Origin of the sequence: Streptomyces sp. NPDC001852, assembly GCF_042891825.1 — a bacterium.
Taxonomy (GTDB): Bacteria; Actinomycetota; Actinomycetes; order Streptomycetales; family Streptomycetaceae; genus Streptomyces.
The window spans coordinates 1-15992 of sequence record NZ_JBIATN010000069.1; the positions used below are offsets into that span (position 1 = coordinate 1).

Below are 15992 nucleotides of genomic sequence, written 5' to 3' on the forward strand. Positions count from 1 at the left end.
GTTGCGCTCCCGCTCCGCGTGAGCGCGAGCGGCTCGCTTCGCTCCCCGCCCAACCTGACCGCTGCGCGGTCAGGTTGACGCTCCTTCCGCTGCGCTCCAGGAGCGGGCCGCTACGCGGCTCAGCCCGGCAAAGCCAGGCCGATTGCGGCCTCCGCTGCGCTCCGGCCACAACGCCTCGCACTGCGTGCGAGGCAACGGGCCACGCTCAGCGCGGCCCTGACGCAGCAGCAGGAGACCTAGTGGGGCGGTGCGGTCGAAGCAGCGCGCCACGCTTCGGCGTGGTCCAGTAAGCGCTCGGGCCTGGTGGGGTGCTTCAAACTGGAGGACTGGATAGAGACTGGAATGATCACCCGCCACCCCTGCAATTCAAAAACAGGGAGGCCCCTTTTCGGAGCCTCCCCAGAATAGCGGTCTTCACTATTTCGTGAATGAGTGCAGCCGGTCGATCTCTTCGAATCCTGACGCCTCGTAGAGAGCTTTCGCGGCGGTCCGGTCCCGGTCATCGCCCGGCGGTGCGTCATCGTCCACGAACAGGATCACCTCGGTGGCGCCCATGCGGTGGAGCGCATCCAGCGCGGTACCGAGCAGAGCACGCCCGAGTCCCCGGCCGCGCGCGGGGGGCTCGACGCCGATCCACCAGAGAACGCCGGTGCCCTGCGCGGGCGTTCCGATGGTGGCGTCGGCGAGGGTCTTGCCGTCCTCGGTGACGAGGAAGCGGCGGGTGTCGGGGGTGGCGGGCTCGGTGTCGTAGCGGTCCAGGCGGGGCAGTTCGGGGGCGGGGAGAGCGCGGTGCATGTACCGCCACAGGTCCGTTCCCACATACCCGGCAGCGGTCAGGGCAGCGCGAGTGGCAGGGCGGTGGCGTACCGGGAGAGCTTCCAGGCCCAGAGTGAGGGCGCTGGTGAAGTGGAACGCATCCAGCGGGCGCGGGCCCAGCTCGGTAGCCGCATGGTCGAGCAGGGTACGGGCCACCATCTCGTCCTCGCGGCAATGCAGCCACAGGATCACGCCGTGGCCGTCCCTCGGGCGCAGCGCGTACGACATGACACCCAGGACGGCCCCGGCCGCGTCCGTGGCCACGGACGCGGCCGGGCGATCCAGTTCGGCCCACCAGCCGGCATCCACCCCCGAACGGCCCGCCAGAGCCTCAGCCAACATCGCCGAGGTGGTGACCGGCTGGCCGGTCAGCCGGTCAGCGTTGACCAGATCCAGGACCGTCGCCTGATCAGCCGGGACATAGGGACGCAGACTCACACCCAGTACAGGACTCACATACACGACCATCACACGCGTCGGCGTGGCTGTGCTGGTCCTCGGGGGGTCCAGCGCATGGCGTCTTCGCTCATGCCGTCGTAGTCGGATGCGCCGGGAATCAGGGCGTCGGACATGGCGTGCCTTTCGGTGTCTCTTCGGTCGTTCCGGCGGCGAGGGTGCCACTCCCCCGCCGCCGGGTGGTCCTGGCCTGCCGTCAGTAGGCCAGGACGTCGTGTCCGAGCTGGACGAGCCGCAGGGCGATGCGGGCGCCCGCCTGTCGGTCCTGGCCGAGCTGGGTGAAGGCCTCGATACCGGGTGCCAGGTGAAGGCCGCATCCTCGATGACGGCGGTTCGGCCGTTGCCTAGGACGGGGTCGGGGTGTCTCCGCCGCTGGGGCCGTCGAGGCCGCGGCGGGTAGGCCGTGCCCGCTGACATTGGTCACCGTCCGGCCTGGGCGAACCCCGCTGTGCGCGGCCACGTTCGTCGGACAGCCACCGTTCACGCGACCTCCTTGGAACCTACGACAGGACACATGTCAAGCAGCGACTCGCCGACACTTCCCGGCGACCCACCACCACCGCGGGTGACGACACGTCAAAAGATCACCTGCAAGGGCTAACTGCGATCCAACTTCCCCTAGGCGCAACGGTTTTGATGACCCACCAGCTCTAGGTCTGAGTGGCGTAGAGGGCCTCCGCATACCCGATCAGCCCCACAAAGCCGAGATCCCGATTTGCTCGATATGACAGCAATAAGGGGTGTTAGTACGTTCAATCACGCACCGGCTGCCACAGCGGGCACTCCTGCCTCAGTCTCAGAGGAGAACAAGCGACATGTTCACGATCCGTTCCCGCAAGATCGCCACGGCCGTCGCGGCCGCAGCGGCAATGACCGCGACTGGTATCACCTACGCCTCGGCCGCCTCGGCGCCGGTTCCCCAGGCCGCCCCGACTGTCACGGCGGCACCGTCCGGCGGTCCCAGCACCCCCAACAACAACGAGGGCAAGGGCAACGAAGGAAGAGAAGGAAGAGAAGGCCGCCGCCACTTCGAGGGCAGGGTCTTCTTCAACGAGCGCGAATTCTCCGGCCGCCCCGACGGCTGCATCACCGTCGTCAGCGGCCTGGGTGCCAAGACCCTCAACATCCGCAACGACACCCGCAACGTGGTCGAGGTCTTCCGCGGGGCCGTCTGCGACAACGGCGCCCCCATCGCCACCGTCGGCCCCTTCAGCTCCGCCAACGGCGTCTGCCCGAGGTTCAAGGACGATGACGAGCACGAGCACGAGAACGGGAACTGCGAGGAGCGAGAGCACCACGAGAACGGCGAGCACCACGAGAAGGGCGAGCACCACGAGAACGGCGAGCACCACGAGGAGATGGAGGACGGCGTGAAGGTCAAGAACGGAGTCGTCGCCAGCTTCCGCGTCATCTGCCGCCACGGATTCGGCGAGGGCGGCGGATTCGGCGAAGGCGGCGGATTCGGCAACGACTAAAGCTAGCGGCCGCCTGATGCGCACGCTGGAGGACGCCGGCCCACCGGAATCGGGCCGGCGTCCTCCGGCTAGGCGCACAATACAGGATCCCGGCCCGCAGTAATCGGGCCGAAATACTGCGTTGCAATGCCTGACGGGCCGTTGTCCGGGATGTCCGCGGACCGTCATCCAGGTCTTTTCAGCCTATTCCTTCCCGGAACAGAAAAGAGTTGCACTGCTTCGCCCGTCACGCGTCGCACTCCAGTAATTCCTCACGCACCTGCAAGACCTATGCGCCAAATCAGCCACAGTCTTAGCTTGTTCTTTAGAGCTCGTAACACGATCATGCGAATCGTCTCTGGTGAGCGTGTCCGGTGCGACGATTCCGCCTTCGTGGTACGTGAGCAGCAAGCCGTGGATCGTAGATGCCAGCCGGTGTGCCCACCGGGTGGAACCTGGCTGCCGGCGACCGCTCGTGCGCAGTGCCGCCCGCGGCCTCCGGGGCGACGAGCCCGTGGAACGTGCTGCGCAGCAGCCGGACCGCGTCGGTCGGATCGGGTTCGGCCGGTCCCAGGCCCTGGTGAGGATCCGTTCGATGTGTTTGCGCGGTACCTTCAGGTGGCCTTCGCATTTGAACGCCGGGCATGAGGCGGTGATTTCCCAAGCCACCGCAGGCCGCTCGCAGGCCGGATCGCGGTGCCTGACAGTAGTCGGTCCCGGAATCTCCAGTGCGGGTTGCCGGGTTCCGAATCCACCCCTGCGGGTGATTTGTCCGCAAGCCACTCGTGACTACTGACCTGGTCGGGCACTCCGCCTGTTACAACGAGGTGGTGATGGTTATTGTGCCCATGTCCGAGCCGGCAGCCTCGCGCCCTCCTCCGCGCAGGAGTGGATGGTGGCTGCGCGCCGGCGCAGAAGCGGCGTGGAGGCGCGCCCCGGGTACTCGGGGAGCGTGGTGAGCACGGATGAGGAATTCCGTGCTGCTGAAGCTGCGTGACCTGCGCGACTCCGTTCCCACGCACTCGGACGGGCGCCTGACGGACCTCTGCGCGTTGGGCTGCCTGGCGATGGTGCCGCTCGCGCTTCTCGCGCACCAGCTGCTCCTGCCCAAGTACTTCTACGACAGCATCACCCTGCAGAGCATCGCGACAGGGCAGTACGCGCCGTTGAACGACACCAGCTTCCTGTACGTGGGCCGACTCTACAAGGCACTGGGAATGGGCCGCTCCGTGTTCGCTGCCGGCGCGTTCGGCGTGGTCCTGGCGATGCTGGGACTGTGGGCGTCACTGCGGCGTGCCCGCGGACGGCTCACCCTCGGCGCTGTCTTCCTCGTGGTGGTCTACGTCGGATTGGCCAGCGTCTACCTCAGCCAGTTCTCCAAGGACGTATGGGTGCTGCCGGTCACGCTCGTCGTCCTGCTCGCTCCGGCCGGCTGGCGCGGCGACCTGCTGGTCGTCGGCGCCGGCTTGCTCTACGCCGTGTTCCTGCGGCCGTACTGGTTCCTCGTTCTCGGGCTTTGGCTGGTACTTCGGCTGCTGATGAGATGGCGCACCGACCGGCGCTTGGTGCTGCTCACGGTGGTGGTCTTTACGGTGGCGGCCACGACCGTGGCCCCGCTGGTGCTTGGTGCGCCCCTGCAGTCCGTGCGGACCACGGTCAACGTGGGCAGATTCGGCTCGGCGGACGCGGTCACCGCGATCGTCCCGGTGTCTGTCGGCTCCGGGCCCGTGGCGGACAGCGCAGAGAACCTTGTCACGCTCGCACAGCTCGTGGTGCCGACGCCCCTGGCTGCCCAAGCCTCCCCGGTCTACCTGGTCTGCCTGGTGCTCATCGCGTGCATTTGGCTGTGCTTTGGCATCGCCGTCCTCGGCCCGCGGGAGCGCCTGCTCTGCCGCCGTGCAGACGCGCCCCCTGACGACCGGGCGATCCGTTGCGCGATGCTGGCGATCGCGTTCCTGACCACGCAAAGCTACTTCGAGCCTGATTACGGCTCCTATCTCAAGCACCTGTCGCCGGTTCTGCCGCTGGTGATCGCAGCGGCGTTGGGATGGCCGGGGTCGCCCTTACTGCGACCATCGCGGCCGGGGCGGCTCTGCGGCGGGCGGACACCGTCCGCTGCCCGCCCCGAAGCCGCCGGCCTGCAGCAAGGACTCACCCGTCGCAGCGAGCGAGCGGCGAGCGCCGATTGAAGGCCCTGGCGTGGGGTTGATTGATTCGTGCCGGTGGCGACCGAGAGTGTCGTTGTGGGATGTGAGAGGGTAACCGTGACTTTGATCGACTACATGCGCAGCTTCGTCCGGGGCTGGACCGTCCTGCTCGTGGGGCTGCTGCTCGGCGTCGGGGTCGGGGCAGGGGTGGCCAAGGCAAGCCCTCCGCAGTACACGGCCACCACCCAGCTGTTCATCAGCAGCAGCGGAGCGGCCGACGACGTCACCGCAGCCGCGGCCGGCAACACGTTGTCGCTGGCCCGGACCACGGCTTACGTGGAACTGCTGACCTCGCAGGAGTTCGCCGCGCGGCTGACCCGCGTGCTGGGGCTGGACCTGACCCCGCATCAGGTTTCGAAGGAGATCGCCCCCTTGGTGGTGGCGAGCACCCCGATCATCAACGTCACTGTCACGGACGCGTCGCCCCATCGGGCGCTGCGCATTGCCCAGGGTATCGACCAGCAGTTCAACTCACTGCTGCGGCAGGTGGAGGGGGTCACTTCCAAGAGCCGTGCCCCGGTCAGGATCACGGTCACCGAGACTCCTACGCTCCCTACCGGCCCGTCCTCGCCCGATCTGCCACTCTACTTGGAGGTTGGTGCACTGCTCGGCCTGGTGGTGGCCATGATCGTCGCGGTGATGCGGGACCGCCTCGACAAGCGAGTGCACAATGATGTGGCCGCGGCCACGGCTGCGGGGGCCCCCGTGCTGGGCCTGATCCCGAAGGACGCAGAAGCGGCGCGCCGTCCACTCGGTCCGGTGGCGCATTCCCGGTTCGCCGAGGCGGTGCAGGTGGTGGCCGGCAACCTGCGCTTCGTGATGGTCGAGGCCGAGCCCGGCGCGCTGCTGGTCACCAGCCCCAACCCGGGGGAGGGGACGACGACCACCGCGCTCAACGTGGCCCGCGCCCTCGCCGAGTCCGGACGCCGGGTGCTCGTCGTGGACGCCAACCTGCGCTCACCCGGTGTGGCCCCCCTCCTCCGGCTGGCCGAGGACCGTGGACTGGCCCAGGTCCTCGCCGGCCAGATGCCGGTCGAGCAGGCGCTGCAGAGCGCTGATGGCCACTTTGCCGTCCTGGGCGCGGGTACCCCGCCGCCCAACCCCACCCAGCTGCTGTCCGGGCCGGTCATGGGCGAGTTGCTCGCCGAGCTGGTGAACCAGTACGAGGTCGTCGTCCTCGACTCCCCGGCACTGCTGCGGGTCGCCGACACCGCCCATCTGGCGGGGCTCGCCGGCGGAGTACTGCTGTGCACGCGCTGGGGGGCGACTACCTCGCCGCAGATCACCCGCAGCCGGGAGCTGCTGGACCGTGCCCGCGCTTCGATCCTCGGCGTCGTCACGACCTTCACTCCCCCGGGCCGAGGCCCATACGGCGCGGGGGCCGACGAGAGCGCCGCCGCCGAGCCGGCCCTCGCCCTGCCCGCCGCGCACCAGGAAGCCGGTTTCGGCGACCGCGGGGAGGGCGGGCAGGCGCAGCGAGGCCGCCCCCTTGTCGGACAGAGTCGTCCAGGGACGTGAGGGCACCTTGGGAGTCCAGGAAAGCGACTGCAATGAAAAAGGGGCGGCCCGAGGCCGCGTTGACCCGCACAGGTGCCCTCCGGGGGAGCGGGCTCGTCCTGGTGGTCCTCACCGCCGTGGTCGCGTTCCTCGTCGTCCGCGGCGCCGAGGTGAGGCATCCAGCTTCCTCGCCGGGCCCTTCACCTTCCTCGCCGGGCCCTTCACCTTCCTCGCCGGGCGGGGCGACGGAATTCGGCTTCAACGCCGGCCTTCGGGACAGCCACTCGAGCAGTGATGTCGAACGGTTCAAGGCCAATGTGGACGACCTGGTCGCGAACGGCCAGATGTGGGTCCGCATCGGGATCGCCAGCTGGGTAGTCTCCACCGGTGGGAGCGTCGACGCCATCACGTGGTCCGATCAGGGGCTGGCCGCCTACGACCAGGCCCTGTCATACGCGCGTCGTAAGGGCCTGCACGTTTTTCTGGTGACCAGCGGCGCCCCTGACTGGGCGCAGAACTTCGCTTTCGCGGACTACGTGAAGGTGTCGAGGGACTACTGGACCCTCCTGGCTCAGCGCTACCGGGACGACGTAGATGTCTGGCAGGTGTTCAACGAGGCCGACGGCAGCGACTTCCGCCAGTTCAAGCCGTTGGGTGTGAATGGGCTGTCCTCCTCCTACCTGCAGCAGCTGAAGGTGCTGATCGAGACCGCGGGCGCCGTGATCCACCGGGCCAACCCGCGTGTCAAGGTCACCACCAACGCCAGCGGCTATCCCATGAACGACGCGGAACAAGCCAGCTGGTTCCGCTACTTCGACGTGCTGGCACCGGTGCTCGACATGGTGACGGTCGATGTCTACCCGGGCACGGACAGCGGTGAGATCGACAAGCTCGGTGCCCGCATCGCCCTTTTGCAGGCGCGCTACAACAAGCCGGTCAGCATCGGGGAAATCGGTATTCCGACCTGCCGGGGCTGCAGCTCCGAGACGGACCAGCGCATCTACATGCCACGGGTCATCGCCTCGCTCAAGAAGGGGGCACCGGCGGTGATCTTGTACTACCTGCTGCAGGACACTGCCGACGACGTAGGCCAGGAGGGCGGCTCCTTCGGGATCATCTCCGACGACGGAACCCACAAGCCTGCCTATGACGCCATCATGAAGGCGATGCGCTAGAGATCTTCAATGGCCGAGGTCACGGCGGTTGGCGGTCGAGTCCGGTCCTTGCGATGAGACCGTCGATGACGGCGGGGCCGGTACCGCATGCCTTTCAGCCGCGTCTTCACCCACGCGGTGAGCTGGTCCAGACCGTGTTCGGTGAGGGGGGCTTCCACCTTGATCGTGGACACCGGTTGTCATGCGGCCGCTTCTCCTTGCCGGTGACCGACTCCGGCGGCCGGATCCCCTTGGTGTAGCCGCCCTTGCGGCAGATCGTCGTGGCCAGATCCGCCTGCGTCACCGCCGGCGACGTGGCACCCGGCGTGCACTTGGCGTCCGGCAGCGGCTCACCCTTCTCGTACCGGAAATGGCAGCTGCTGGCAGGCGGCTGCTGAACCGTGTACGTCGTCTGCGGCCCCGCACCTACAGGGATCTCCCCCACCGACCCCGCGGCCGCCGCCGTACCCGACGGCCCAGGAGGCACAGTCATTCATTCCCCCGCCAGAGTGCGTGGCAGAGGTGACCAACGACATCCGCTTCACTGGAGGGCGCCTCGTCGAAGCCTCCCGCAGGGACATGCTCGGGTGGCTGACCGAGTACGGACTCCACCCAGAGTGACCTCCGGAACGTCGCACTCTCCATCCAAAGGGTCGGTGATCGCGCCCAGCACGGTCAGGCTCCCGTGCGTGTCATGCCGCCGTCGACGTGCAGGATCTGGCCGGTGATGAAGTCGGCGTCGTCCGAGACCAGGAAGCCGAGCGCGTTGCCGAGATCCGCCGGCACGGACCGGCGCTTGATGGTCTGCATGGCCGTCACGCGGGCGAAGACCTCGTCGGCGGACGGGCCGCTCGTCCTGACGCGGCCCAGGAAACCCTCCGTCGCCACCAGGCCGGGCGCGATCGCGTTCACGGTGATGCCGCTGCCACCGAGTTCGTTGGCGAGCGCCCGGGTCAGCGCGTGTACGGTGCCCTTGCTGGTCAGGTATGCCAGGTCGCGGTTCTGCGTCACGGTGATGCCCGAGCCGGTGTTGACAATGCGCCCCCACCCGGCGGCCCGCATCCCCGGCGCGAACGCCTTGGCGAAGAGCAGGGTCGCCTCGACGTTGACCGCCTGCACCTTGCGCCACAGCTCCATCGTCACGTGGTCGAGGTCGGTGAAAGGGAAGATGCCGGCGTTGTTGACGAGGATGTCGCAGCGCCCGTACCGGTCGAGGACCGTCTCGGCCACGGCGTCGACCTGCGAGGGCTTGCTGATGTCGCACACCAGCCCCAGCTTGTCGCCCCCACCCGTCAGCTCCGCCACGGCGTCCGCCGGATCGTCGATGTCGACAGCGACGACATGGGCGCCGTCTGCGGCGAGCCGCCGGCAGTACGCGTACCCGATGCCCCGGGCCGCCCCGGTCACCACCGCCGTCTTTCCGTCAAGCCCCACGGGTGAACTCCAGACCGATCTGGGTGGCGATCGCGAAGTAGTCCTCCAGGTGCCACGTCCGTACGATGCGGCCGTCGATCACCCGGTGGAAGTCGGCCGCCCGGAACTCGACCTCCCGGCCGGTGCCCTCGACGCCGAGGAGTTCCCCGGTCTGCCTCGCACGGCTGACCGCCCGCACCGCGACCTTGTCCCCGTCGGCGACGACATCCTCGATCTCGACGGTCAGGTCGCTGAAGACACCGCGCAGGTGAGCGATGCTCGCTTTCCATCCTTCCGGTCCGCTCCCGGCGCGCAACGGCGGGACGGCGTCCCAATCGGCAGCGAGTGCCTCGTCGACCAGCGCGGTGTCACCGGTGGAGAGGGCCTCGTAGAAGAGCCGGACAGCGATCTCATTGTCGGTTGGCATGGATCTCACGCTAGGGACGCGCACTCCCGGTGATCAAAGACCTGTTCCGCACCACGTCATACGATCCAGGCATGACGGATCTCGACCTGCGGCTGGTGCGCTACTTCGCCGCCGTCGCGTCCCACCTGCATTACGGCCGGGCCGCGGCCGAGTTGCACATCGCTCAGCCGTCGCTGAGCCGGCAGATCAGCCAGCTCGAGGCTCAGGTGGGGGCGCGGCTGTTCGACCGTACGCGACAGGGCACGCGGCTCACGGAAGCCGGGGAGGCCTTTCTCCCCCACGCACGCGCCTTGTTGCGCATCTCCGGGCAGGCCACGGTCGCCGCCCGGGCCGCCGCGCAGCCCACCCGGATCACCGTCGGCTACACCGCGGGCCTGATCGTCACCCCGGCGGTGCGCAACGTGCGGCACCGACACCCCGACGCCGACGTACGCACGCTGCACCTGGAGTGGCACGAGCCGCGCGAGGCACTACTCGACCGGCGGGTCGACGCGGTGATCACCCGCCTGCCGCTGCGAACCGACGGCCTGCGCGTGACGATCCTCCACGACGAGCCGAAGATGCTGCTCATACCGGTCGGACACCGGCTGGCGGGGCGGAAGTCGGTGACGCTCGCCGACATCGAGGCGGAGCCGATCCCTCGCTTCCCGGACCGGGAGTGGGACGCGTACTGGCGCATCGACCCGCGGCCGGGAGGCCGCCCCGCCCCCGACGGACCCCCGGTCGAGACCATCGAGGACAAGCTCGAATGCATCGCCGCGGGGCAGGCCGTGGCCATCGTCCCTGCCGCCCTGCACACAGGCGGTCTCCGGCCCGACCTCACCGCCATCCCGCTGCACGGTGTGGAACCGGGCCAGGTCGTCGTGGCGACCCGGGCCGTGGACCGCAGCCGACTGGTGGCCGCGTTCCGCACGGCGGCCCGTGACTGCCTCACCGGTTCTGTCGAACGCTGTTGATCCCAGGTCTGTTGGCGCTCACCTGCCCCAGACGCTGGGCTTCGGGTGGGGAACGAGCTGCGGGCTGGAGGACGTCGGCTCCGCCGGCAGGGGCGCGTGCCGGTGTGCCGGAGGCGACACCGTGCGCTGCGGTGTCGTACACGATCCGCAGGGCGGCGATGAAGGCCGTGCTGTCCGGCTGATCCGGCCGCGCGGCGTGGGTCGCCGATGTGAGTCCCCGCGGTCCCGTGTCCCGCAACGACCGGGACCGCCGGGCTCATTCGCTTCCCAGCAGTCGTTGCAGGGCGTCTTCGGAGACCCGGTCATCGGGCAGGTAGGCCAGGAAGTGATGACCGGGCTCGTCCACTGCGGCCAGCTTCACGTACCGCAGGCGCAGTTCGCCCACGGCCGGATGCCGAAAGCGACGTACCGAGGGCTGGAACCCGGCTGTCTCCCGGCGCTCGTACCAGCGGGCCGCGTCGGAGTCGGCCAGCAACTCCTCGACAAGTTCGGCGAACCGCGGATCGTGCGGACGGCGAGCGGCCCGCGACCGGAACTGGCCCAGCAGCGCGCGGGCCTCGTCCTCCCAGTCGGCGAGCAGGGTCCGGGCCGGCGGCCAGCGGAACACCAGCCAGAGAAGATTGCGCTGCTTGGAGTGCAGCCGCGCCGGATCGGTCAGCAGCGCGGCGTACCCGGGGTTCCAGGCCAGCAGGTCCCAGTGCGGATCGAGCACCACGGCGGGGTGCGGTGTCATGGCCTGCACCAGGCTGAGCAGGTTCCGCGACACCCAGGTGGGAGCGTCGGTGGGCTGTCTGTTCTCCTCCACGAACGACAGTACGTGCGCGGTCTCCGCGGCATCCAGGCGCAGCACCCGCGCCACCGCGCGCAGCACCTGCTCCGAGGCACGCACCCGTCCCTGCTCCAGCCACGTGTACCAGGACACGCTGATGCCGGCGAGTTCGGCCACTTCGGTCCGGCGCAGCCCCGGCGTCCGGCGGCCCGGGCCGTCCGGCAACCCCGCTTCTCCCGGCGCCAGCCGTTCGCGGCGGGAGCGCAGGAAGGCCCCCAGTTCGCGGTGGGGGAACGCGCCGGGGGGTGTACGTGCGGCGCTCACTGCATCGTGCCTCTCCTGCGGACGGCCGGCGTCTGCTCGAACGCGGGCGCCCTCTTCTGATGCTGCCGTCACCAGGTGCGGGGCCGGACCGGCAGGGTGTGAGTGATGGTAATAGCCAGCGACCTCCTCCCCGAGGGGCCCGGTGCTGAACTGGTGCTGGACCGCATCCGTCCAGGTCGGTCCCCTATGTCACCCGTTCTCGTGGAACCCCTCGGAAGGGAGCTTCCCCTCGTGACCACCACGGCGTCGGCTCCGGTGGCGACTTTGCCCACGTCCTCTTTGCGGCTGCTGCGCACCGCCGGCTTCGTCAGCAACTTCGACCGCTTCTGCATCGCGCCCATGCTGGTTCTCATCGGACCGCGGCTCGGGGCCCCGCTCCCCACCGTGGTCCTGGCCGCGAGCGGCTACTACCTCACGTACGGGCTGATGCAGCCGGTGTGGGGTGTGGCCAGCGACCGGTGGGGCCGAGTGTGGGTGATGCGAGTGTCGCTGACCGGCGCGGCGCTGGCCGCCCTGGCCTCGGCCCTCGCTCCCAACGCCCCCGTACTGATCGGGGCCCGCGCCCTGGCCGGCGCGTTCTTCGCCGCCTCCATCGCGGCCTCCCTGACGTACGTGGGCGACACGGTGCCCGTCGCGATACGGCAGCGCCCCCTCAGCGAGCTGATGACCGCATTCGCGCTGGGCACCGCCGTGGCCACGGTCGTCGCCGGGGCCCTGGCGCACTACCTCAGCTGGCGACTGGTGTTCGCCCTGCCCGGCGTCTTCGCCTGCTACCTGGCAGTGGCACTGCGCCGCCTGCCCGAGCCCGAGCGGCCACCCTCCGGGTCACTGCTGGCCCCCTTCCGTGTGGTCCTGTCCTCGCCGTGGCAGTGGTACGTCATGGCGGTGGCGCTGCTGGAAGGAGCGGTGCTGCTCGGCTTCCTGACCTACCTGGCCCCGGCCCTGGAAGCACGCGGAGTTCCCACCACCCTGGCCGGCGCGGTCGCCGCCCTGTACGGGGTCGGCTCCATGACCGCGGCCCAGGTGGTCAAGCGGCTTGTCGGACAGTGGTCCGCGGTACGCCTCATCGTGACCGGCGGTGTCCAGATCACCGTGGCCTACCTGCTCGCCGGGTACAGCCAGTCCACCGGGGCGCTCGTCGCGGTCGCACTGCTCCTCGGCGGTGGCTGGTCCTTCATGCACTCCACAATCCAGTCGTGGGCAACAGCCCTGTCCCCCACGGCCCGCGCGACGGGCGTGGCCATGTTCGGCGTGGCACTCTACGTGGGCAGCGCCCTGGCCAGCTGGCTGGCCGCCCCCACCGCTCAGGCACACGCCTACCGGCCCCTGTTCTGGCTGGCGGCACTCCTGACCGTGCCCCTGACCGCGACCGCGGCCGCGGGCCGGGCACGCTACCGGTGAGCCGACGCCGCCTCACAGGCCGCCTCGCGGCGGCCCCCGCAGCCTCCCGAAGCTGGGTCGGACGCAGCCCCTCTTCATTCTTCTGCTCCGGCGGGCGCGCCATCCTCGCAGCAATCCGGAAGCCAGATGAGCCGGATGCGTCACCAACCCGCCCTCGCGATGGTGGCATGCCGCCCACGGTGCAGGATGTCGACTACTCCGCCACGCGCGGCGCCATCCGCTTCCCTGAGGGCCAGTTCACCCTGCAGGCCACCTCGGACACCCTCAGCCTGCATGCTGATCCAGGCGGAGGCGGACAGCCGCCACCGGTGAACCCCGAGTCGACGGCGTTGCTTCTCCCCGTCAAGTCTCGGTATCTCGCTGGCCGCCGCCGCAGCTACCCAAGGACACTCACGTTCGGCCGACACCCCGCAAGATCGGATTGAAGACAGCGAGTTAGGTGTCCTCATCCATCCGGATCGCTGCCCGCAGATCTTCCTGCGCCTTGCGAGTCTCGCCCTCTCCCTGTTCCAGCAGTGCCGCCGCTATCGCATCCAGCTTCCGCTGGATCGCATGCTCAGCCCGCCGCTCAGTGTTCTTCAGCAGGGCGAGCAACAGCAGATTCACGGAGGTCATCAGGTCGCCGGCCAGGAGCTGCCATGTGAGCGGGAGCCCCGCGGCGTGTGTGACGACGAAGAAGGCGACGAGGGCCACGCAGACCAGATAGAAGAACCGGGTGCTGGTGACATTGGATGCGGTCTCGGCGAACCGCTCGAACCTGCCTTTTCGCCCCTCTGCGGGATGCTGCACCATGGTTGCGTACCTCAGGCACTCCGCGCCTTACGGCCCGGTGTCTTCTTCGCGGCCCTCTTCTTCGGCAGCTCGTGCACATCGGCCAGCCCCGTGTCTTCGCTCCGCGAGGCCTTGGCCTGCTGCACCGACGCGTTGAGTGCCGCCATGAGGTCGAGCACCTGGACTGGCTGTTCGGGCTCGGGCACCGCGGGCAGCGGCTTCTCCTCCCGCTTGGCTTCGATGATCTGGGCGATGGCCTCGGTGTAGCGGTCGGTGAACTCCTCGCCCTCGAGCGCGTCGATGGTCATGGTGTCCATGAGGGCGAGTGCGCCCTCGATCTCCTCCTCGGACACCTCGGCCGGCGACGGGAGCAGCTCGGTGGGGTCGCGGATCTCGTCGGGCCACAGCAGTTCCTGCAGGACCAGGGCGTTGCCGCGTACCCGGAGCATGCCCAGTCTCTCGCGGCCGCTCCACGCGTACTTTGCGATGGCCACCCTGCTGGAGCGGCGCAGCGCTTCGACGAGGAGCTTGTACGGCTTCGCGGCGACCTGTCCGCCGGCGGCGAGGTAGTACCCGGCGCCCATGCGGATCGGGTCGATGTCCTCCAGCGGCACGAAGGCGTCGATCTCGATCGCCTTCGCCGTCGGCAGGGGGAGGTTGCTCAGGTCCTCATCGGTGATCGGGATGACCCGGTCCCGGGTCATCTCGTAGCCCTTGCCGATCTCGGACTGGTCGACCTCGCGGTCCTCCAGCTCGCACACCTTGCGGTAGCGGACACGCCCCATGTCCTCCAGGTGGTACTGGTGGAAACGGATACTGTGATCTTCGGTCGCGCTCTGTACGTTGACCGGAACGGTGACCAATCCGAAAGAAATAGCGCCTGACCATATGGTTCGGGGCATCGGTAGACCTCCGTGAGAGCCCCGAGCACCACCAGACTACGAACGGCTCCGGCGTCCCGCATGCGCGCTGCCAGCCCGCGCCGCACCCTGAAACGGTGACCGAGACACCACAGGTCGTCGTCTACCCGCCGGCCGAGGACGGCGGCAGGCGGGTCCGCGTCGGCAGCCACTTCATGGGCATGGCATACACGCTGCTCGACATCGTCGAGTTCCTACGCCAGACCGGATCCGAAGACGTCGAGCCTGAAGACGTGGCGAGCGCTGCCTGGGTGGAATGGAGGGAAGCCGGACCGGACGCATGGGCGCCTCCCGGCTAAGGCAACCCCATGTCTCTCGTGCCGCCGCTTGTCCGGCGGCTGGCGCGGCGGCCCCGCCCGGCGCGCAACACAGGCAAGCGCGCCCCAATCCCCGGCCGCGTCCGCGCCGCCCATCCCGCCCGTCCCTTCTCCTTCACTCACTGCCAGGGACATGGGCGAAAGCGGCCGCAAACGGGGATGTCAGACCCCCGACCACGCCCATACGGTGGGAGTGACGTGCACAGACCCGGCGGCGTCGGCAGGGCTCACGCAACAGAAGTCGCAAGAGATACCGCAGGAGAAGACGCAAGGGTTGACGCAAGAGATGTTGCCGCCCAGGCGGGCGCGGATCGAACAGCATTGCCATCCGAGTCGATATTCTGCGGGCCACTCCCCGCCGCCGATCACGGAGCCCGACCCGTTCCGCGCTGACCTGCCCCGGTGACTGGGTCGACGAGCCCAGCATGCGGCTGCGGTTCTTCCTGTACCTGCGCCAGCAGGCCGACGCGTAGGTCTGCGGCAGATGCCGGCCTTTCTCGTGCCTCCCGACAGTCGGGGAGGTATGCCAGCACACTGACCTGCCGTGGTCGGGTCATAGCGGCAGTCTTGCCCGACACCAGGCAGCGCCCTGCCCTGGCGTGGTCGGGGACCTCGGCAGCATGGTAGGGCCTGTGGTCGGGGGGCGACCACAGGCCCGTCTCTGGCGTGCCGCAGGTTGGGCGGTCAGCGGCGGCGGAAGATGCCGCGGAGCCTGTTCGCTTCCGCTTCCGCGCGGGCGGGGGCTTCCACTTCCGCCCGGCGTCGGGCATCCCTGAGCGGTCGCGGCCTACTGCCCTGGCTGGGGCGTCTGGTGCTGACGCTGGTCGGCGGGGCTGGCGGCGTCGGTGGGCTGCACCGGCTGCTGGCGGTCGCCGATGGCCCGGCGGCTGGAATCGGCCTCGCGTGTGAAGGCGGCGAAGGGAGCAAGGTTCTCCGGCGTGCGCAGCCAGCGTCGCCGGATCCGTAGTGCGGCCCTCCAGCAACTCCGGCATCGCGGCCTGCTGGTGGGCCTGGACGGCGGCGGCCCGCTGCGCCGGGGTGAGTGCGGCATCCTGGTCCTCGACCGCCCCGACGACACTGAGCTTCGCCGCCTGCTGCTGGCCCGGCTGG

The 15992-nt window shown here is 69.1% G+C and carries 13 protein-coding genes and 1 pseudogene; 7 read left to right on the forward strand and 7 right to left on the reverse strand.

Annotation, left to right across the window (positions count from 1 at the left end; genetic code table 11):
• Nucleotides 1–417 precede the first annotated feature (417 nt).
• Nucleotides 418–1272: a GNAT family N-acetyltransferase gene (locus tag ACFYZB_RS46005; RefSeq protein WP_388768002.1), complete on the reverse strand. Its 855-nt coding sequence runs from the start codon at nucleotides 1270–1272 to the stop codon at nucleotides 418–420.
• Between the two features lie 815 nt (nucleotides 1273–2087).
• On the opposite strand from ACFYZB_RS46005, the gene ACFYZB_RS46010 reads away from it, so the two are divergent.
• Entirely contained in the window at nucleotides 2088–2747 is a 660-nt protein-coding gene (locus ACFYZB_RS46010; RefSeq protein WP_388768004.1) for a hypothetical protein, read from the forward strand.
• Nucleotides 2748–3180: 433 nt separating this feature from the next.
• On the opposite strand, the pseudogene ACFYZB_RS46015 reads toward ACFYZB_RS46010, so the two are convergent.
• Nucleotides 3181–3357 (reverse strand): annotated as a pseudogene (locus ACFYZB_RS46015) (TetR-like C-terminal domain-containing protein); the annotation flags it as partial.
• A 346-nt stretch (nucleotides 3358–3703) separates the two neighbouring features.
• Here ACFYZB_RS46015 and ACFYZB_RS46020 point away from each other — a divergent pair.
• The 3 genes from ACFYZB_RS46020 (at nucleotide 3704) to ACFYZB_RS46030 (ending at nucleotide 7605) form a co-directional block, all read left to right on the forward strand.
• Complete coding sequence (locus ACFYZB_RS46020; protein WP_388768006.1) at nucleotides 3704–4915, forward strand: hypothetical protein; 1212 nt, start codon at nucleotides 3704–3706, stop codon at nucleotides 4913–4915.
• Nucleotides 4916–4990: 75 nt separating this feature from the next.
• Nucleotides 4991–6451 carry a Wzz/FepE/Etk N-terminal domain-containing protein gene (locus tag ACFYZB_RS46025; RefSeq protein ID WP_388768009.1) on the forward strand — a complete coding sequence of 487 codons (1461 nt, stop codon included), beginning with the start codon at nucleotides 4991–4993 and terminating at the stop codon, nucleotides 6449–6451.
• A 32-nt stretch (nucleotides 6452–6483) separates the two neighbouring features.
• Entirely contained in the window at nucleotides 6484–7605 is a 1122-nt protein-coding gene (locus tag ACFYZB_RS46030; protein WP_388768011.1) for a hypothetical protein, read from the forward strand.
• Nucleotides 7606–8259: 654 nt separating this feature from the next.
• Here the strand turns inward: ACFYZB_RS46030 and ACFYZB_RS46035 are convergent.
• Nucleotides 8260–9018 carry an SDR family NAD(P)-dependent oxidoreductase gene (locus ACFYZB_RS46035; RefSeq protein WP_388768013.1) on the reverse strand — a complete coding sequence of 253 codons (759 nt, stop codon included), beginning with the start codon at nucleotides 9016–9018 and terminating at the stop codon, nucleotides 8260–8262.
• Nucleotides 9008–9424: an ester cyclase gene (locus ACFYZB_RS46040; RefSeq protein ID WP_388768015.1), complete on the reverse strand. Its 417-nt coding sequence runs from the start codon at nucleotides 9422–9424 to the stop codon at nucleotides 9008–9010. Before ACFYZB_RS46040 ends, ACFYZB_RS46035 begins: the two co-directional genes overlap by 11 nt.
• 71 nt (nucleotides 9425–9495) lie before the next feature.
• Between ACFYZB_RS46040 and ACFYZB_RS46045 the strand changes: the two genes are divergently transcribed.
• Nucleotides 9496–10380 carry a LysR family transcriptional regulator gene (locus ACFYZB_RS46045; RefSeq protein WP_388768018.1) on the forward strand — a complete coding sequence of 295 codons (885 nt, stop codon included), beginning with the start codon at nucleotides 9496–9498 and terminating at the stop codon, nucleotides 10378–10380.
• Nucleotides 10381–10636: 256 nt separating this feature from the next.
• On the opposite strand, the gene ACFYZB_RS46050 is transcribed toward ACFYZB_RS46045, so the two are convergent.
• Nucleotides 10637–11473 (reverse strand): helix-turn-helix domain-containing protein, encoded by an 837-nt coding sequence (locus ACFYZB_RS46050; protein ID WP_388768020.1) that lies wholly within the window; start codon nucleotides 11471–11473, stop codon nucleotides 10637–10639.
• A 231-nt stretch (nucleotides 11474–11704) separates the two neighbouring features.
• Here ACFYZB_RS46050 and ACFYZB_RS46055 point away from each other — a divergent pair, with 231 nt between their 5' ends.
• A complete protein-coding gene (locus ACFYZB_RS46055; protein ID WP_388768022.1) occupies nucleotides 11705–12874 on the forward strand; it encodes an MFS transporter in 1170 nt (389 codons plus the stop codon).
• Between the two features lie 435 nt (nucleotides 12875–13309).
• On the opposite strand, the gene ACFYZB_RS46060 is transcribed toward ACFYZB_RS46055, so the two are convergent.
• Entirely contained in the window at nucleotides 13310–13666 is a 357-nt protein-coding gene (locus ACFYZB_RS46060) for a low affinity iron permease family protein (protein ID WP_388768025.1), read from the reverse strand.
• An 11-nt stretch (nucleotides 13667–13677) separates the two neighbouring features.
• Nucleotides 13678–14547 (reverse strand): Ku protein, encoded by an 870-nt coding sequence (locus tag ACFYZB_RS46065; protein WP_388768027.1) that lies wholly within the window; start codon nucleotides 14545–14547, stop codon nucleotides 13678–13680.
• Nucleotides 14548–14642: 95 nt separating this feature from the next.
• On the opposite strand from ACFYZB_RS46065, the gene ACFYZB_RS46070 reads away from it, so the two are divergent.
• The gene (locus tag ACFYZB_RS46070) at nucleotides 14643–14864 is read left to right on the forward strand and encodes a hypothetical protein (protein ID WP_388768029.1); all 222 of its coding nucleotides are present in this window, start codon (nucleotides 14643–14645) and stop codon (nucleotides 14862–14864) included.
• Nucleotides 14865–15992: the final 1128 nt, after the last annotated feature.

Excerpts from the sequence above, each read along its gene's own strand:
- ACFYZB_RS46010 (WP_388768004.1), top strand. The coding sequence starts at position 2,088 with ATGTTCACGATCCGTTCCCGCAAGATCGCCACGGCCGTCGCGGCCGCA.
- ACFYZB_RS46030 (WP_388768011.1), top strand. The coding sequence starts at position 6,484 with ATGAAAAAGGGGCGGCCCGAGGCCGCGTTGACCCGCACAGGTGCCCTC.
- ACFYZB_RS46040 (WP_388768015.1), bottom strand. The coding sequence starts at position 9,424 with ATGCCAACCGACAATGAGATCGCTGTCCGGCTCTTCTACGAGGCCCTC.
- ACFYZB_RS46045 (WP_388768018.1), top strand. The coding sequence starts at position 9,496 with ATGACGGATCTCGACCTGCGGCTGGTGCGCTACTTCGCCGCCGTCGCG.
- ACFYZB_RS46060 (WP_388768025.1), bottom strand. The coding sequence starts at position 13,666 with ATGGTGCAGCATCCCGCAGAGGGGCGAAAAGGCAGGTTCGAGCGGTTC.
- ACFYZB_RS46065 (WP_388768027.1), bottom strand. The coding sequence starts at position 14,547 with ATGCCCCGAACCATATGGTCAGGCGCTATTTCTTTCGGATTGGTCACC.